Below are 17811 nucleotides of genomic sequence, written 5' to 3'. Positions count from 1 at the left end.
CCGTGTCGTGCCTTCTTTATTCAATCACGATCGCAATTTTGCCGATCGCGCGGCCCGTTTCGCTGTAAGCGTGGGCTGCTGCTACTTCTTGTAAGCTGTAAGTGCGATCGACAATCGGCTCCACTTTATCGGATTCTATTAACTCCCGCAAAGCCCCTAAATCGCTGGTGTTGGCATTGGCGACAATTAATTTAGCTTTTTTACCCGATATAAACCAGCTTGTTAACATCGGTGCGAAATTGTCTAAAATCGGCAAAGTCGAGATATAAACTCCCTCTGGTTGCAGCACTTTTTCGCATTCAGCAAAGGTTCTTGTCCCCACCGCATCTAAAATTATATCATATTTTTCTGGCTGTTGAGTAAAGTCAACTTCCGCGTAATCGACAACAAAATCCGCTCCCAAACTCTTGACAAATTCTCTATTTTTAGCACTGCAAACTCCCGTTACTTCCGCGTTCATTGCTTTCGCAACTTGCACGGCAAAAGTGCCAACTCCGCCGGAAGCGCCGTTAATCAATACTTTGTTTCCTGATTGAATTCCACCCAAATCCCTGAGCGATTGCAAAGCAGTTAAACCTGCGATCGGTACTCCTGCTGCTTCTGCATGAGTGATGTTTTTCGGTTTAATTGCTGCATCGGATTCTGGCACGACAGCGTATTCGGCGCAAGCACCCCCATTGATGGGATTTAAGAAAGTATAAACTTCATCTCCGGGTTGAAATTTGGTGACTTCCCCGCCGACTTCCACGACAACTCCCGATATGTCAGAACCGACTATTCGAGGAAAGTTAAATCCTGTTAATAGTTGCAGGTGTCCTTTGCGGATTTTCCAGTCTACGGGATTGACGCTGCTAGCGCGAACTCGCACTAACAATTCGTTGGATTTGGCGATCGGCTTGGACAATTCTCGGTACTGCAATTCCTCGGCTGAACCGTAGCGATCGAACGCAACTGCTTTCATGGCAAATTTTCCGGTTTATTTCCAATAGAAGATTCAATCCTTTACAATTACAGCACATTCGATCTAAATCTGACACAGCAAATTGAGCTAGCCTTGTAGCAGCGGGCGATCGACTCTTGGAGGTCTCCAGACAAGGGGCAGGCGTGAGGCAATGGGCCCGCTGGCGATCGTGCGATCGCTAGAGATTAAAGTTAATAGGGACAGGGCGGGCGATCCCATAACCTTGAGCATAATCTACTCCAATCTCCCGCAATTTTTCTAAGATAGTCTCATCTTCGACAAACTCAGCTATAGTTTCGAGATTCATCGCATGGGCAATACCATTAAACCCTTCAACGAGCGCTTGAGAAATCAAATTATGACTAATATTTTTGACAAAAGCACCATCAATTTTTAGATAATCCACTGGTAAATTCATTAGATAAGCAAAGGAACTCAACCCACTGCCAAAATCATCTAAAGCAAAGCAACAGCCAATCTTTTTGAGTTCGCCCATGAAATATCTGGCTTGCTCAAAGTTTGCGATCGCTGCCGTTTCCGTGATTTCAAAACCAATGGTTTGTGGGGGAACTTTGTAACGAGAAAATTGTTCTATTAAAAACCTCATAAACTGATTGTTACTAATGCTAGCCCCAGAGAGGTTTATCGTATACAAGCCTTGAGTAAGAACATCTTTCTCCGGCAATTTGTGATAATTAGAGAATAAAGTTTCGATTACCCAACAATCGATCTCTGTTATCAAGCCGTAACGCTCAGCGGCGGGAATAAACTCATTAGGAGATACTATTTTTCCATTTTCGTCCAGCATTCTGAGCAAAATCTCATAATGCTCTACTAATGGTTTAGAAGTAATAGAGACAATCTTTTGGTAGTAGAGACAAAAACGATTTGTTTCCAGCGCCTGGGTAATTTTGGAAATCAACTGTCTCTCACCACGTTGTTTAATTAGCTCGCTATCATCTAGACTATAAATATGAACACAGTTGCGGCCTCTGGCTTTGGCGGCATAACAAGCTGCATCAGCCGCTCCCAGAAGCTCCATCAAATTTTGGCTGGTTTGGTCAATAGCAACAACTCCAATGCTGACTCCGATGATAAAGGTTTGGCCATTCCAAATAAACCGAAACTGATGCACTAGGTTTTTGAGGTTTTCCGCAATTTGAGTTGCTTGAGAGAGCGAACATTGAGTGAGCAAAATACCAAATTCATCACCTCCCAAGCGAGCCAGCATATCATGAGCACGGACTCCCTGTTGAATAAGCGCGGTGATTTGGCGCAGTAGCTCATCGCCAGCAATATGACCTACGGTATCGTTAACGACTTTGAATTGATCTAAATCTAAATAACAGAGAGCGTGCTGGTGATTGCTATGTTTAACAGAGGCGATCGCATCAACTAGGTGCTGCTCAAATCTTCGACGGTTGATTAACCCCGTCAGGGCATCGTGATTCTCTTCCCAAGAGAGTTGACGGGTGAGATAGCGCGATTCCGTAACATCATGAAAGACCATGACTGCCCCGATAATTTGACCTTGGCGGTCTCGAATCGGTGCTGCCGAGTCAGCAATTGGATACTCGGTTCCATCATGGGCAATCAGAATAGTATTGTTAGCTAAGGTCACAATTCGCTCTTCTAATAGAGCCTTGTTTATAGGATTCTCTACTGGCTCTCGCGTTACTTGATCGACAATTAGAAAGACTGTCGAGAAATGAACTCCTTGAACCTCATGATTTTTCCAGCCTGTCAGTCGCTCAGCTATAGGGTTGAAATATCTCACATTACCTTGGGCATCAGTAGTAATAACCCCATCGCCAATGGATTGCAGTGTCACTTGAGCCAATTCCTTTTCGGCAAAGAGAGACTCTTCGAGACGTTGCCGTTCTTCAATTTCTATCAAGAGACGTAAATTCTGCTTTTGGAGTTTTTGTTGCAGCCTTCCGATAGTTAGGTGGGTTTCGACACGAGCTAATACTTCTTCGACTTGAAATGGCTTAGCAATATAATCTACCCCTCCTGCAGCCAGCCCTTGCACCTTATTAAAAGTTTCATTGAGCGCACTCAAAAAAATTATTGGAATCTCTGCGGTGCGCTCGTCAGATTTTAATTGTCTGCAAACTTCATAGCCATCTTGATCGGGCAACTTAATATCTAGTAAGATTAACTCCGTCGATGGCGATTGGGCGGCTCTGAGCGCCATTGCACCTGTCGTGGCACTACGAACTTTATAACCCTCTGCCCTCAAAGTATCCCTGAGCAGACGCAGGTTATCAGGCAGATCGTCAACAATTAAAATATTGCCTCGGTAGTTGGTAGCTCGATCGCTAATTCTATCGCTAGTTCTATCGACAATCATACTGATTTCCCTAGTTTCCTGCTAGAGGAATATAAACATATGCACAAATAGTATAGTTTAATTATTCGGTTAAAAGAGTCATTTTACCCACAAAGAAGTCCTGCGAGCCCGGAGATATTGGGCTGGCAAGGGGGCGCAACCATAAAAAATATGAATTATTCAGCTAGGGGCAGTCCCCCCGTGGTAGCCCTTCTTCGCTTCGCGTAACATTAGAAGAACATTGTTTCAAGCCAAGCAGCCGATTTATGAACAAGCGGAGTTCTCAAATGGCAAGTCTACTCGTCATTGCGATCGGGTGTCTCGTGCTGTTGGGTTGGCAATTTGACATCTCCCTACTCAAAACCGGTTTTCCCGGTATGACTTCGACAATGAAAGCAAACACGGCAATTTGCTTTTTGCTGGCTGGAGTTTCTTTGAGATTGTTGCAGTACCAAAAAACCAGACTGCACGATCGCATCGCTCAAGGGATGGCAGGATTGATAATGATCGTCGGTATGCTGACGCTGAGCGAGTATATTTTTGGTTGGAAGCTGGGTATCGATCAGTGGCTTTTCCGAGATTTTGTGTCTTCCGCGACTCCTTATCCGGGAAGAATGGGAATAAATACCGCCCTAAATTTTGTGCTGATGGGACTAGCACTGTTACTGTTAGGGCAAAATTCCCAACGGGATACTTGGTTGGCTCAGATTTTTAGTAGTGTTGCAGCTTTAATTTCTCTACTAGCTTTATTTGCACACCTATTCAATGTCGATATTCTTGAACGGTTGGTCACAATTACGACGACTCAATCCCTAAACACGATCGTCACCTTTTTCATCCTCTATGGAGGAATTTTATGGCTCCGCCCCAAGGAAGGATTAATGCAAGTAGTAACCAGTCCCCTAGTTGGCGGAGTCATGGTTCGGTGGTTGCTGCCTTGGGCGATGATCTTTCCAGTGACACTGAACTGGTTCACTCTTCAGGGACAAAATTTAGGCTGGTATAACGCTAATTTTGGCTATACATTGCGTTCAACTATTATGGTTGTCACGTTTTCAATTCTCATTTTGGGGACGGCTCGCTTTTTGAACCAGATAGATTACCAGCGCCAACAAGCCGAAAAAGAAATTAAAAAACTTAACGAAACTTTAGAAACTCTTGTGGCTGAACGAACAGATGCTTTACAAAAATCGCAGGCTCGTTTTGCAGGAATTCTAGAAATCGCCAATGATGCAATTATTTCAGTCGATCGCACTCAACGCATTACCCTGTTTAATCATGGGGCAGAAATGATGTTTGGCTATAAAATTGAGGAGATTTTAGGGAAGCCACTGAATTTACTGCTACCAGAACAGTTTAGAGATGCACACCCGCAGCATATCAAACACTTTGCACAGTCTTCTAGCAGAGCGCGAAGGATGGGAGAACGAGGCGAGATTTTGGGTCGTCGTCAAGATGGAACGCAGTTTGCGGCTGAAGCCTCTATTTCTAAGCTGGAAATGGGAGACGAAACGGTATTTACTGTGATTCTACGCGATATTAGCGATCGCAAACAAATTGAGATGGCTTTACGAAACAGTGAAGAGCAGTTTCGCCATGCGTTTGAAGATGCCTCTATCGGGATGGCGATCGTTTCACTTGATGGGCACTGGATTAAAGTCAATCCTGCCTTATGTCAGATTCTTGGCTACTCCTCAGAAGAGTTGTTAGCGTTAACTTTCCAAGACATCACTCATCCTGACGATTTAGACCGGGATCTTAGTTATGCACATCAACTATTAGCTGGAATAATTTCAACTTACCAACTAGAAAAACGGTATTTCCATAAACAAGGACATATTATTTGGATTATTCTTAATGGCTCGCTAGTACAAGATGGACAAAAAAAGCCACTGCATTTTATTTCTCAAATTCAAGAAATTACCGCTCGAAAAGAAGCTCAAAAAACGCTAGAAATTCAAAGCGTTATCCTGAATAACATGGCAGGAGGAGTCTGTTTAATCAAAGCCTCAGACCTCACGATCGTCTACACCAATCCTACCTTTGACGCTATGTTTGGCTACCCAGAGGGCGAACTAGCAGGTCAACCCCTTGGTGTCTTGAATTATGTCGATACAAATTTTACACCAGATGTAACCGTTCTAGATATGGTCACTCAAATTGAACAGAGCGGGGAAGCGAAATATGAAGTCCACAATAGAAAGAAAGATGGAACTCTCTTTTGGTGCAGAGTTCATACATCCAGGTTTGAGCATCCTGAATACGGAACTGTATATGTTGCCGTTCAGGAAGACGCAACAGAGCTAAAACTGGCTGAGCAAGCCTTGCAAGCTACCACAAATCGCCTCAACTTTCTTCTAAACTACAGCCCTGTTGTCATTTTTAGCAGTAAACCTGCTGGCGATTATAGCGCAACGTTCATCAGCGAAAATATCAAAGATATATTGGGCTACGAAAGCCGCGAGTTTTTAGAAGATTCTAAATTTTGGGTGAATCACTTACACCCAGATGATTTAGAACCAGTGCTTAATGGTTTAGCAAATCTATTCGTTAATGATTTTTACTTCCACGAATACCGTTTGCGTCGCTCCGATGGGGTTTATCGCTGGATGCTGGGTCAGCTTAGGCTAATTCGAGATAATTCAGGTACACCAGTAGAAATCTTGGGATATTTAATTGACATTGGCGATCGCAAACAAGCTGAGTTGGAATTTCAGCAGGCAAATGAAGCAAACCAAGCCAAGACTGTCTTCCTTGCCAATATGAGCCACGAACTCCGCACCCCCCTCAACTCAATTTTGGGATTCACGCAATTGATGAGCTATGAGAGAAATCTGACTCCTTCTCTCCAAGAACGTTTACAGATTGTCAATCGTAGCGGTAGACATTTATTGGACTTGATTAACGATATTTTAGATTTATCCAAAATAGAAAGCGGACGGATGACCCTCAATCTTTCTGAGTTTGATTTGACAAGTTTGCTGACTTCTATTGAAGAAATGTTCCAAGTTAAAGTCCAATCTAAAGAAGTGCAGCTAATTGTCGATCGAGATCCCGACATTCCTCAATTTGTGCATAGTGACGAGAAAAAACTCTATCAAGTCTTGGTCAATCTGCTTGGTAATGCGATTAAGTTTACCAATCAAGGAAGCATCACCCTACGGGTAAGAACAACACAAAGAGACCCAACCTCCTGTCACCTATGTTTTGAAGTTGAGGATACAGGCGTCGGAATTGCGCCCACAGAAATTGAGAAATTATTTAAGGTTTTTGTGCAAGCCCAAGCTGGAAATAATTTGAGTCAAGGCACGGGGCTAGGTTTAGCCATTAGTCAAAAACTCGTCAAACTTATGGGCGGTCAGATTCGGGTTAAAAGCACTTTGAACCGAGGTAGCACTTTTTCCTTTGAGATTGGCGTACAGTTACCTCAAGCAGAATCCTTACCCCCAGAATCAATTAATCAAAAAGTAATTAGTTTAGCTCCTGGACAACCGAGTTACCGCATTCTTATTGTTGAAGATTTAGAAGAAAATCGTCGGTTGTTAGTCGAGATCCTTACCTCGGTTGGTTTTGAGGTGAGAGAAGCAAAACAGGGAGTGGAGGCACTCTCACTGTGGGAGAGTTGGCGGCCGCACCTGATTCTGATGGATCTACGAATGCCGATCGTGGATGGCTACACAGCTACTAAATATATTCGAGAACGCCCTCAGAGCCAAGAAACTGTCATTATTGCTTTAACTGCGAGTGTTTTGGAAGAAGATCGAGAGAAAGTTATTATGGCTGGCTGTAACGACTTTATAAGCAAGCCATTTCAGCAGAGAGAACTTTTTGACAAAATCGCTAAATATTTGGGAGTGCAATATATCTACGAAGTGGTAGAACCAACTCCACAAAAACAATTAGTTGAAACGCTGTCTGTAGAAGATATATCCGTGATGTCCCCTCAGTGGTTAGAACAAATGTATCAAGCAGCTTACTATCTCGATACCGAAGTTATGAACGAATTGATCGTACAAATTCCCGAATCAAAAGCAAGTTTGTCCCAAGCACTAACTGATTATATCAATAATTTTAATTCCGATCGAATTATGGAGCTCATTCGACCTTTGCTGCCTAATCCACTGTAGTTATCGAGTTTAAGGACAAAGAAGCTAGAGTGCTTTCAGCAGTGGCTATATTTCCAATAGAAACAAACCGGGGAAAGGATTTGGAAGTTTTTGGAAATGTCTATTGCAGATATCCATCAGCATGAGAAAATGGCATACACATTGGATGGAATGTGCTGTATCATATAGCAATTCTATTTCGTGTGTGAAGGGGATTTATTTTTTTTATTAACCGCAGAGGGCGCAGAGGTCACAGAGAAAGAGAAAAGAGAGACATAAATGATTGATTTAACCGGAAAGGTAATTTTAGTAACTGGTGGATCGAAAGGGATTGGTGCAGTGACGGTGCGGACTCTGGTTAATGCTGGGGCTGAGGTGATTTTGCATTACTTTCGCAGTCAGAAAGAAGCTGAAGCGGTAGCAGCGAGTGTTGCGCGCGATCGCTGTTATTTATTGGCAGCCGATTTGATGGTGGCAAACGCGGCCTCGACTTTGTGGCGAGATGCTTTAAAATGGCGGGGCCATATTGATATTTTAGTTAATAATGCCGGGATTATGCAGTCAGCGGGTATCGAGGACGAGTTCGATATTTGGTCTTCAGCTTGGCAGCAAACTCTACAAGTTAATTTAGTTGCTGTTGCCGATTTGTGCCGGGAATCTATTCTGCATTTTCAAACTCGCCGGGTCGGTACAATTATTAATATAGCAAGTCGCGCTGCTTTTCGCGGCGATGACCCGAATTATCTGCACTACGCCGCTTCTAAAGGTGCTATTGTTGCTTTAACTCGCAGCATTGCTAGAGGGTTTGCGGCTGATAATATTTTGGCTTTTACAGTTGCACCGGGATTTGTTAGTACAGAAATGTCTAATCAGTTTATTCAGGAGTTCGGTGAAGCTGATATTATTCGCGATATCCCGATCGGCAAAATCGCACCTCCTCAAGATGTTGCCAATGTTATCGCGTTTTTAGCGTCGGGTTTGGCTACGCACGCTACCGGGACTACGATCGATATTAACGGAGCCTCTTATGTGCATTGAGACAATTCCTGTAAAATACCTCTCAAGGCTCACGCTGACATCTTTTAAAACTAACTAATTTATCACTTTAGCAAGACGCTAACAACATCATAAATCATTTATGCTTAGAACAAAGATAGTCTGAGGAAATTTGATTATGACAACCCATAACGGTAGCAACACAAAACGAGTTGCCATACTCATTGAAAATGGAGTTGAAGATTCCGAATTTCTAGTTCCTTACAACGCCTTAAAACAAGCAAATTTTGATGTAGTTGTCCTCGGTTCGCGGACAAACGAAAAGTATGCAGGAAAACAAGGAAAAGTTGCTCAGCAAGCTGACGGAACTACCACTGAAGCAGTGCCCGCAGAATTCGATGCAGTGATAATTCCCGGCGGCATGGCTCCAGATACAATGCGGACTAATCCCAACACAGTCAGGTTTGTACGAGAAGCATTTGAGCAAGGAAAAATCGTCGCTGCTGTTTGCCACGGCCCGCAAGTTTTGATTGAAGCCGACTTGCTGAAAGGCAAAAATGCGACTGGTTTCTTGGCAATTAAAACAGACATGATCAATGCCGGAGCTAACTACATTAACGAAGCTTTAGTAGTTGACGGCAACTTGATCACTTCCCGCCAACCGGGAGATTTAGCAATATTTACTACCGCCATTATGGCTCGCCTCGGTTACGGCGGAAAAGCAGTCGGTTTGCCAGAAGAAACTGATACAAATGCAGAATGGTGGAAATTAGCTAATGGTTGGGGAGGTTCTACACAAGGCGACATTGTTAAAGGTTTGAATACCGCCCTCGCAGGGGAACGCTATGCTTGCGAAGCCTTTGAACATTATGCGGAAAAAACCCAAGATAGCGATTTGCGATCGCTCTTGAGAGAAATGATTAAAAACAAACAGCACCACATCATCGCTCTCGAAAGTCGCCTCAACGATTTTGGTGAAAAACCCTCAATTCCTGCCCAAATTGCTGACAAGTACGCTAAATTAAAAGCTTCGATGCAAGGAAGCGATGAAACGTTCTTAATGCGGAGCACTCTCGGTGATTTGCAAACCGGTGTTGTCGATATTAACAACCTGCGGGTGAAGTTCACAGATCCTGTATCAACGGCCATTTTTACAGAGATAGAATCGGATTTGTCTAAGTGTGAACAAGTGGTTGCTAAACTCTTCCGCGCCCGTGCAGTTTCCCAGGAAATTAAGTCGCCTAAACCTTCGACTAGCCCTGCTGTAAAAATGTAATCAGCAAGAGTATCAATAAGTTTGTAGTTGTGTGGACTTGTTAAAAACCCCACCAATATTGCAACTACAAACTTTCTCTGGAATCCTACAATATACGCCTTTGCGGTAAAATAAAACCCAACACTAAAAAGCAGATATTCAACTAACTGCAAGGTGGAGGGTTTTATTAAATGGGTTTTATTTTTGTTTTAGCTGGACACGGCGAGTTTGAAGGAAGCTTGCGGCATCCGATGGCGGTACAAGCCCTCGGATTCATCCCTGCATAAATAAAAAATATGGTATCCGATAAGCAGCCCCCAGATATATCCGTAAAGTCGCTTTCTTCAATGCTTCAAATCTCAAATCTCAAATCTCAAATCTCAAATCTCAAATCGATTAACCAGCCCTCGGATATATCCGTAATATCATGTCCGATGGATTAACCATAATATCCCGGTCGGGGCGGGTTTTTGAGATTGTCAATTATTGGCAGGTATTGTTGGTGAACCCGCCCCTACAACAATCGCGATCCCTCGACCGGAAATGATATGAGGTCGCTTTCTTCAATTCTTTAAATCTTCAATTCTTTAAATCTAAAATCTAAAATCTAAAATCTAAAATCGATTGGCTTGTCCCCTCTTCCTTTAGACAGGAGACACTTGGGCTATAAATGCGCTACTGTGTTGCCAATATTTTGATGAGGAAAAAAAGGCTGTGGTTCCCTTACGCGATGAAAATCCCATTACTATCACTCCCTACGTCACCTACGGGCTGATTGCCGCAAACATATTAGTATTTTTGTACGAACTCAGTTTGGGCGATCGACAATTAACCGAATTTTTCTACTCTTGGGCCGTAATTCCTTGCCAGTTAAGCAATATGTGTCGGGTTGCTCTGCCAGTTTCGCCATTTCCCGAATGGACGACACTAATTAGCTCCCAATTCCTGCACGCAGGCTTTCTGCACATTGCCGGAAATATGTTATTTTTGTGGATTTTTGGCAACAACGTAGAAGAGCGTTTAGGACACGTCAAATTTATAATATTTTACCTTACTTGCGGCGTTTTAGCATCACTAACTCAGTGGTTTTTTTCCTCCGCATCGGCTATTCCGTCCCTGGGTGCTAGCGGCGCGATCGCAGGCGTGATGGGAGCTTACATTCTCAGATATCCCCAAGCCAAAGTTCTGACACTGCTTCCCTTGGGAATTTTTATTACCACTGTCAGAGTCCCCGCTTTCTTCTTTCTAGGATTTTGGTTTGCACAGCAAGCATTGAGCGGCTTGGCTTCCTTGAATGCCCCGGCAAGTGTCGGCATGGAATCCGGGGGAGTTGCCTATTGGGCCCACGCTGGCGGCTTTGTTTTCGGTGCTATTCTCGGCCCTTTGTTGGGATTGTTTTCGGAGGAAAATCGGATTTAATTTTTCACCGCACATGAACGCAAATTAACGCAGATAAACTGCCAAGGAAATCGGCGTTAATCTGCGTTAATCTGCGGTTTAAAACCTCTTATCTTCCTAGATAAACGTCAAGTCAAATTCCGAAAGAGCAGAAACCCCAGTTACACCATTTAACTTCGCCAAAATGCGAGAATCGCTGCCGGTGAGGTTATTGCCATTACCGTCATAAATGATGTAAGTATTGCCGCCGGAATCGTAGGCAAACAAGAAAGCAGTTCCTCCCAGAATATTTGCAGAAACAGTTGTCTGCACATTCAGCAGAACTTGGGTGTTACCGCTAAGATTCGCAAATCCGGGGGCAAAATTAAACTGATCGGCGATCGGCACACCGAGACCGCTAAAATCAGTAATCACATCGTATCCGCCCGCCGCGATCGCAGCCTCGATCGCCGCCGAAGAAGACGCATCAAAAGCCGGCCCACCTTGTTCAGGGCTGGTATAGCGGTATTGATTGTTGCCGCCACCCCCTGTCATGGTATCTGCGCCGAGGCCCCCTACGAGCACATCGTTATCTAAACCGCCGTTAATCGTATCGTTGCCACCTTGACCATCAATAGTATCGCTGCCCGCCAAACCGTCCAAATTGTCCGGCAAAGAACCCCCAACTAAATTGTTAGGCCCGCTATCAGCCGGCAAGATTTGAACGGTGACAGTACCTACGCCCGGAATTGTCCCGAATCCGTCGCTGACGCTGTAGGTGAAAGCAGTTGTACCCGCTACGTTGCCGGGGATGAATTGCACTTGAGAGACAAGATTTACAGCTACGCCCAGTTGTGGTGTGCTGACATTGATAATGCTGAGTGTCCCTTTTTGCGGGCTGGAATCGTTCGCCAGCACGTCGATGAAAGTGGGCAGCAAATTATTCGTATTGGTAAAGACGATGCCGTCATCGACAGCAATCGGCGACAGAATAGTTGGAACAGTTACGGAGGTATCGAAAGAATTGATGTTAATTGCCACTGACGCTGCTGCGGTGCCACCTTGGTCGTCAGCTACGCTGTAGCTGAAAGAACCGGCTTGCCCGATCACGTTTGTTCCCGGTTGAAATGTCAGCCCAAGTAAATCCTGAACGGTTAACTTTTGGTTCACGGTGACTGGGTTCGTACCCGTAATTACCTGACCAAAAGTAGGATTGGGAAGTCCGACTACCGCGATCGACAGTGGATCGCCCTCGGGGTCGCTGGGCGCCGAAATGCTCAGAGACAGAGGCAAATTCTGCAAACCAGTCACCGTCTTGCCCGCTTCCACGATCGGCGGCTGGTTAGGAGTCGGAGATGTAAAACTCGGCGGAGTCGGCCCGCCGCCCAAAGGCGGAGGAGTTGGGGGCGCAGCAGTGGGAGTGGGGACGATCGAAGGACTCGGACTTGGATTTGTCCCGCCCGCAGTCGGAGTCGGACTCGGACTCGGACTCGGACTCGTACCCGGAACCTGTACCGGCAATGGATCCGTTGTGGGGTTCGTTGTTGTGCCTGTTATGGGGTTAGTTGTTGTACCCGTTGTGGGGTTCGTTGTTGTGCCTGCTGGTGTTGGAGTTGTGGTCGCTGGTGTTGGAGTTGTGGTCGCTGGTGTTGGAGTTGTGGTCGCTGGTGTTGGAGTTGTGGGGTTAGTTGTTGTCCCCGTTGTGGGGTTAGTTGTTGTCCCCGTTGTGGGGTTAGTTGTTGTCCCCGTTGTGGGGTTCGTTGTTGTCCCCGTTGTGGGGTTCGTTGTTGTCCCCGTTGTGGGATTCGTTGTTGTCCCCGTTGTGGGATTCGTTGTTGTCCCCGTTGTGGGATTCGTTGTTGTCCCCGTTGTGGGGCTCGTTGTTGTCCCGGTTGTGGGGCTCGTTGTTGTCCCGGTTGTGGGACTCGTTGTTGTCCCCTCAATGGTGAAGGGATTGTCGTCTACGCGGGGTATTTGAGCTGTAGTGAACCTAGATTCATCTAGCGAGTTCGATCGAACATCAATCAACACCGCCAAAAATTCCCCAGTTTGCCTGTCCCTAATAATCGTGTTGCTAGAATTCGAGCCTTGGCCCTGGAAAATTTCTAACTCTGTAAAATTCAAACCTCCAGCCAGACCGATCGAATCTCCCGGATTAAAATCTCTAATTACATCAGCATCGCCGATTTCGCGACCGCCAGTAGTAAGAAACCCGTTGCCACCGGGCGACGTGCCCACCCTACCGAGAACAAAGATATCCGATCCGTCGCCTCCTGTCAGAGTATCAGACCCGCGATCGCCCGAAAGAATATCATCCCCAGCATCTCCAGACAAAGAATCATTGCCATCGCCCCCGAAGAGCAGGTCATCACCCTCGCCGCCATCACCAGTATCGTTACCAACACCGCCGGTGATAACATCCCCGCCCTGCTGTCCCAACAAAATATCATTGCCAGCGCCGCCAATCAGGCAGTCGTTACCCGTGTCGCCAAAAACAGTGTCACTGCCCCTGTCGCCAAAAATCAGGTCGTCTTCCCCACCACCGCGCAGACAGTCATTGCCTTTACCGCCGTACAGCGTGTCGTTACCTTCAGAACCCAAGACAATATCATTGCCCAGGTCGCCAAAAGCTAAGTCATCGCCCTCGTCGCCAGAAACCAAGTCATCGTCTTTGCCGCCCCGCGCCGTGTCATTACCGCGCCCGCCCTCAACAATATCTTTACCAGCGCCACCGTTGAGAGAATCGTTACCGTCTTCGCCCCTGAGTAGATCGTCTCCGTCCCGACTCAAAAGTGTGTCGTCGCCGGCACCCCCGGCAATCGTGTCATTGAACAAGCTGCCGATTAAATAGTTACTGCCGTCATTTGCGACAACTAAGCCATCGACAAAAAGTGGCTCTGGGGGAGGCGTGGGAACTGTCAGAGTTGGCCGCGGCACAGGCGTGACCGAAATGTCCGGGCCCGTCCCCGTCACCATCGGCGGCTCCGTCCCCGTCATCATCGGCGGCTCCGTCCCCGTCATCATCGGCGGCTCCGTCCCCGTCATCATCGGCTCCGTTCCCGGCGACGGCGTAGGCTGCGGCACCGTGCCGCTATCCAAACTATCCGCGTTTTCATCGGGTAGCCGCCCTTCGAGAAAAATTAGTGGTACTGCACTTGGCATTGTTCCGACTCCTTGCGACGCTACTCAAAACTACTAAATAAACTTAAAGTCAGATGCAGTAATGACGGTGCTGAGCGCTCCGGGCACTGTAGGAATAGAATTCAACACTGCCAAATCGAAAGCTGGGAGACTGTCATCTGCCACATTCGGGTCGAAGCCGAGAACGTACTTGTTAAAAGTATTGTTCAGGTACACGAAGAAAGCTCCCGTTTTGCTCGAACCGTTTTGATTCTTCAACACTGCATTTATTGCTTGAGCGTTGTCAAATTTAGATTCAAACAAAATGACTGATTGCTTGCTAATGTCGTCGCCGCTAGACCCGATATTCCTGACGATAAAACTGGTGAAATCGAGAGTAGTTCCTGAGTTGGTTAAACCTCCGAAATTTGACGACCTGAACAAAAATCTGTCGGTCTCGCTGCCGTTAGCGTTAAAGTCAGCAATCACGTCCACGCCTTCGCTGGGAGTTTCATAGTAGAAGAAATCATTGCCAGCATCGCCCGTGAGCAAGTCAGAACCGTTGCCACCGCCCAAAATGTCATTGCCTTCACCGCCCGAAAGCGAGTCGTTGTCATCGCCACCCAATATCAAGTCATTGCCGAAGGCGCCGCTGAGACAGTCGCTGCCGGCACCGCCGTCGAGAGTGTCGTCGCCTGCTTCGCCTAACAGAGAGTCGCTGCCGGCCTCGCCCAACAGGTAGTCATTGCCCGAACCTCCGAGTCCCGTGTCGTTGCCTTCTCCACCCAAAATCGTGTCATCGTTGTCCCCGCCCAAGATGGAATCGTTATTGATACCGCCGTCGAGCAAGTCTCTGCCCAGTCCACCGTCGAGGATGTCGTCGCCTGCACCGCCGTCGAGGGAGTCGTCGCCAATGCCACCAAGTAAGGTGTCAATCCCGGCGCCACCAAGTATCGAGTCCTCGCCGGATTCTCCCAATATCGAGTCATTGCCTGTTCCGCCGTCAATGGTGTCGTTGTTGTCACCGCCGGCTAGGTTGTCATTGTCATTGCCGCCGAACATCAGGTCGTTGCCCAGTCCGCCGATCAGCGAGTCTATGCCGTCTTGGCCGTCGAGGGTGTCGTTGCCCAGTCCGCCGTCAACGGTGTCGTTGCCGATCGCACCCACCAGCGAGTCGTTGCCTGCTTCACCGAATAGGAGGTCGTTGCCGCCACTGCCGTCCATGATGTCGTTGCCCTCGCCCCCAGCGAGGGTATCGTCGCCGGGCCCGCCGACGATGAAGTCGCTGAGGTTGCTGCCTGTAAAGCTGCTGGCCGGGAGTGCGCTGCGATCGACAATATTATCTACCACCGTGATGCTGAAGGATGCCGGCCCGATAGTTGCAGACCCATCGGAGGCTGTAAACGTGAAACTGTCGCTGCCACCTTCTGCCAGCAAGTTGTATTTGACGATGTTGTTGTTGATATCGTCTTGGCTGAATTTGCCGCCGACGTTGAGAAACGTGCTACCCCTTTGGACAAAACCTCTGGTAGCATCGGGGGCTTTAGTAATCGTGTAAACGATTTCCAAGGGGCTGTTGTCGGGATCTGTGATTAACAAATCGGCGGCAGTGATTGTCTGGATAGGATTACTTTTGGCAACAACTACACCGTCGTTAATTATTAGCTGGGGCGGGCTACTGACGTTGATGGTTACTACCGCCTTACTTGTGCCACCGCTGCCGTCGGAGATCGAGTAGCTGAAGCTGTCAGTTCCCGAGAAGCCCGGATTCGGGGTGTATTTGAATACGCCGCCGCCCACGGGAACCAGGCTCCCTTTGCTTGCTGGAGCAAAAGTCGTGACAGTCAGAGCGCTTTGTTCCTGGTCAGTGTCGTTCAACAGAACGTTGAAACTGAGCTCTTGACCCGAAACCGTGGTGAAGTTATCGTTAACTGCTCTTGGAGGTTGGTTAAAGATGGGCGGCGGACTTCCTGTCGGCGTCGGACTTCCTGTCGGCGTCGGCAAATTCGGCGTCGGGAACGTCGGCAGCGGCTCGTCCGGTGTCGGCGGTGTCGGCGGTGTCGGCGGCGTCGGCGGCGTCGGCGGTGTCGGCGGCGTCGGCGGTGTCGGCGGCGTCGGACTTCCTGTCGGCGTCGGACTTCCTGTCGGTGTCGGACTGTCTGTCGGCGTCGGTAGGGGAAGTGGAGTTGCGCTGCCGGGAACTGTGGGCGCAATTACAAATGAGCTTCGCCCTAGGGTTCTGCTGTCTACTCCCGGCAATACTGCTAAAAAGTCGCCGCTGACGCCGTTGCGAATAATTGTACTGCCGGCTTTCGTCTCAGTGCTTTGGAAGATTACCAAATCTTCAAACTTGAGGTCGCCACTTAACCCGATTAAATCTTCGCCTTGGCGAAAGTCTGTGAAAATGTCGGCATCGGCGAGATCGGGGCCGCCTGTGGTGATAAATGCCGCGTTAGTGCCGTCGCTGCTGCCGCTGGGGGAACTGAATGCACCGATGACGAAGACATCTCTGCCTTCGCCTCCTGCCACTACGTCTTTGCCTGCTTCGCCCCAAATAACGTCGTTGCCTGCACCGGCGTCTATGATGTCGTCGCCGTCACCGCCGAATACGATGTCGTCGCCGTCGCCGGCAAAAATTGTGTCCCCGCCGGCGTTTCCGTATAGCCAGTCGCCTCCTTCGTTGCCAAATAGCAAGTCTTCGCCGTCGCCACCGAAGAGCGAGTCGTTGCCTTGGTCGCCCCACAGAATGTCGTCACCTCGATCGCCCAAAAAGCTATCGTCGCCAGAACCGCCACGCAAGCTGTCGCTGCCTTTGCCGCCGTAAGCCGTGTCTCTGCCTTCGCCTCCGATTACCGTGTCGTTGCCGTCATTGCCATAAAGCAGGTCAGGGTTATTTCCCCCATCGAGGGAGTCGTTATCTTTGCCTCCGTACAGGGTATCGAGTCCTGAACCGCCATCAAGAACGTCGTTGCCCTCATTGCCGAACAGCACGTCGTCATCGTCGTTGCCAAATAGTAAATCGTCGCCTCCGACTCCTTGCAAGGTGTCGTTGCCTTGCAGCCCGGAAATCACGTCGGGGCCGGGACTGCCAGCTAAGGAGTCGTTGCTTTCTGTGCCGCGGACTACGCCGCCGATGATTCCGGGCGAGGTACCTTGGCCTCCGCCCCCTGTGTCGTCTATGTCGCCAATTGTGTCGTCCCCGGATGGAGGTGTTGGAGGTGTTGGCGGCGTCGGAGGTGTTGGCGGCGTCGGAGGTGTTGGCGTCTCTGGTTCTGGCGTCTCTGGTTCTGGCGTCTCTGGTTCTGGCGTCTCTGGTTCTGGTGTTGGAGGTGGTATAATTACTAATGGCACTGCACTTGGCATTATTTTGGCTCCTTTAAACGACTATCCCGATTTACTTTAAGAACTGATTAGTATCAGTTTGTTGCCACCAATCTGGCTTAAAATTGATTAATAACCCCATCATTTCTAACATACTAAATCAAAACTGCCACGGCTATAGATATTTTTTAAGCGGGGCATCTTTTGATCTCAAAATATTAATGATTGCACGTTTTGAGGCCTATGTTGGGTATACTTTAATATCGCGCCAGATCGAGAGAACCTAGAAGTCGGGCTTGGAGTCAGCCCGGTTTATTTATCCAGAATCAGAAAAAATAAAAAT

8 protein-coding genes are annotated in these 17811 nt (G+C 47.6%); 4 read left to right on the top strand and 4 right to left on the bottom strand.

The features are described from left to right. Positions 1-16 precede the first annotated feature (16 nt). Positions 17-961: an NAD(P)-dependent alcohol dehydrogenase gene (locus QT987_RS07735; RefSeq protein ID WP_333238732.1), complete on the bottom strand. Its 945-nt coding sequence runs from the start codon at positions 959-961 to the stop codon at positions 17-19. A gap of 178 nt (positions 962-1139) precedes the next feature. Further along, positions 1140-3314 (bottom strand): EAL domain-containing protein, encoded by a 2175-nt coding sequence (locus tag QT987_RS07730; protein WP_333238730.1) that lies wholly within the window; start codon positions 3312-3314, stop codon positions 1140-1142. Positions 3315-3559: 245 nt separating this feature from the next. Here QT987_RS07730 and QT987_RS07725 point away from each other — a divergent pair, with 245 nt between their 5' ends. The 4 genes from QT987_RS07725 (at position 3560) to QT987_RS07710 (ending at position 11069) form a co-directional block, all read left to right on the top strand. Then, positions 3560-7420, top strand: coding sequence for a PAS domain S-box protein (locus QT987_RS07725; protein WP_333238728.1), 3861 nt, complete (start codon positions 3560-3562; stop codon positions 7418-7420). Positions 7421-7678: 258 nt separating this feature from the next. After that, complete coding sequence (locus QT987_RS07720; RefSeq protein WP_333238726.1) at positions 7679-8437, top strand: SDR family oxidoreductase; 759 nt, start codon at positions 7679-7681, stop codon at positions 8435-8437. 136 nt (positions 8438-8573) lie between these two features. After that, a complete protein-coding gene (locus QT987_RS07715) occupies positions 8574-9671 on the top strand; it encodes a DJ-1/PfpI/YhbO family deglycase/protease (protein WP_333238724.1) in 1098 nt (365 codons plus the stop codon). Positions 9672-10364: 693 nt separating this feature from the next. Then, positions 10365-11069 (top strand): rhomboid family intramembrane serine protease, encoded by a 705-nt coding sequence (locus QT987_RS07710; protein ID WP_333238721.1) that lies wholly within the window; start codon positions 10365-10367, stop codon positions 11067-11069. A 96-nt stretch (positions 11070-11165) separates the two neighbouring features. Here the strand turns inward: QT987_RS07710 and QT987_RS07705 are convergent, their stop codons facing one another. After that, positions 11166-14189: an Ig-like domain-containing protein gene (locus QT987_RS07705; RefSeq protein WP_333238720.1), complete on the bottom strand. Its 3024-nt coding sequence runs from the start codon at positions 14187-14189 to the stop codon at positions 11166-11168. Between the two features lie 33 nt (positions 14190-14222). Next, positions 14223-17510 (bottom strand): Ig-like domain-containing protein, encoded by a 3288-nt coding sequence (locus QT987_RS07700; RefSeq protein WP_333238718.1) that lies wholly within the window; start codon positions 17508-17510, stop codon positions 14223-14225. Positions 17511-17811: the final 301 nt, after the last annotated feature.

The organism is Microcoleus sp. SVA1B4 (genome assembly GCF_036700545.1).
Classification (GTDB): Bacteria; Cyanobacteriota; Cyanobacteriia; order Cyanobacteriales; family Microcoleaceae; genus Microcoleus.
The sequence above is the reverse complement of the archived record's forward strand: the minus strand, read 5'-3'. Positions and strand labels throughout refer to the sequence as shown.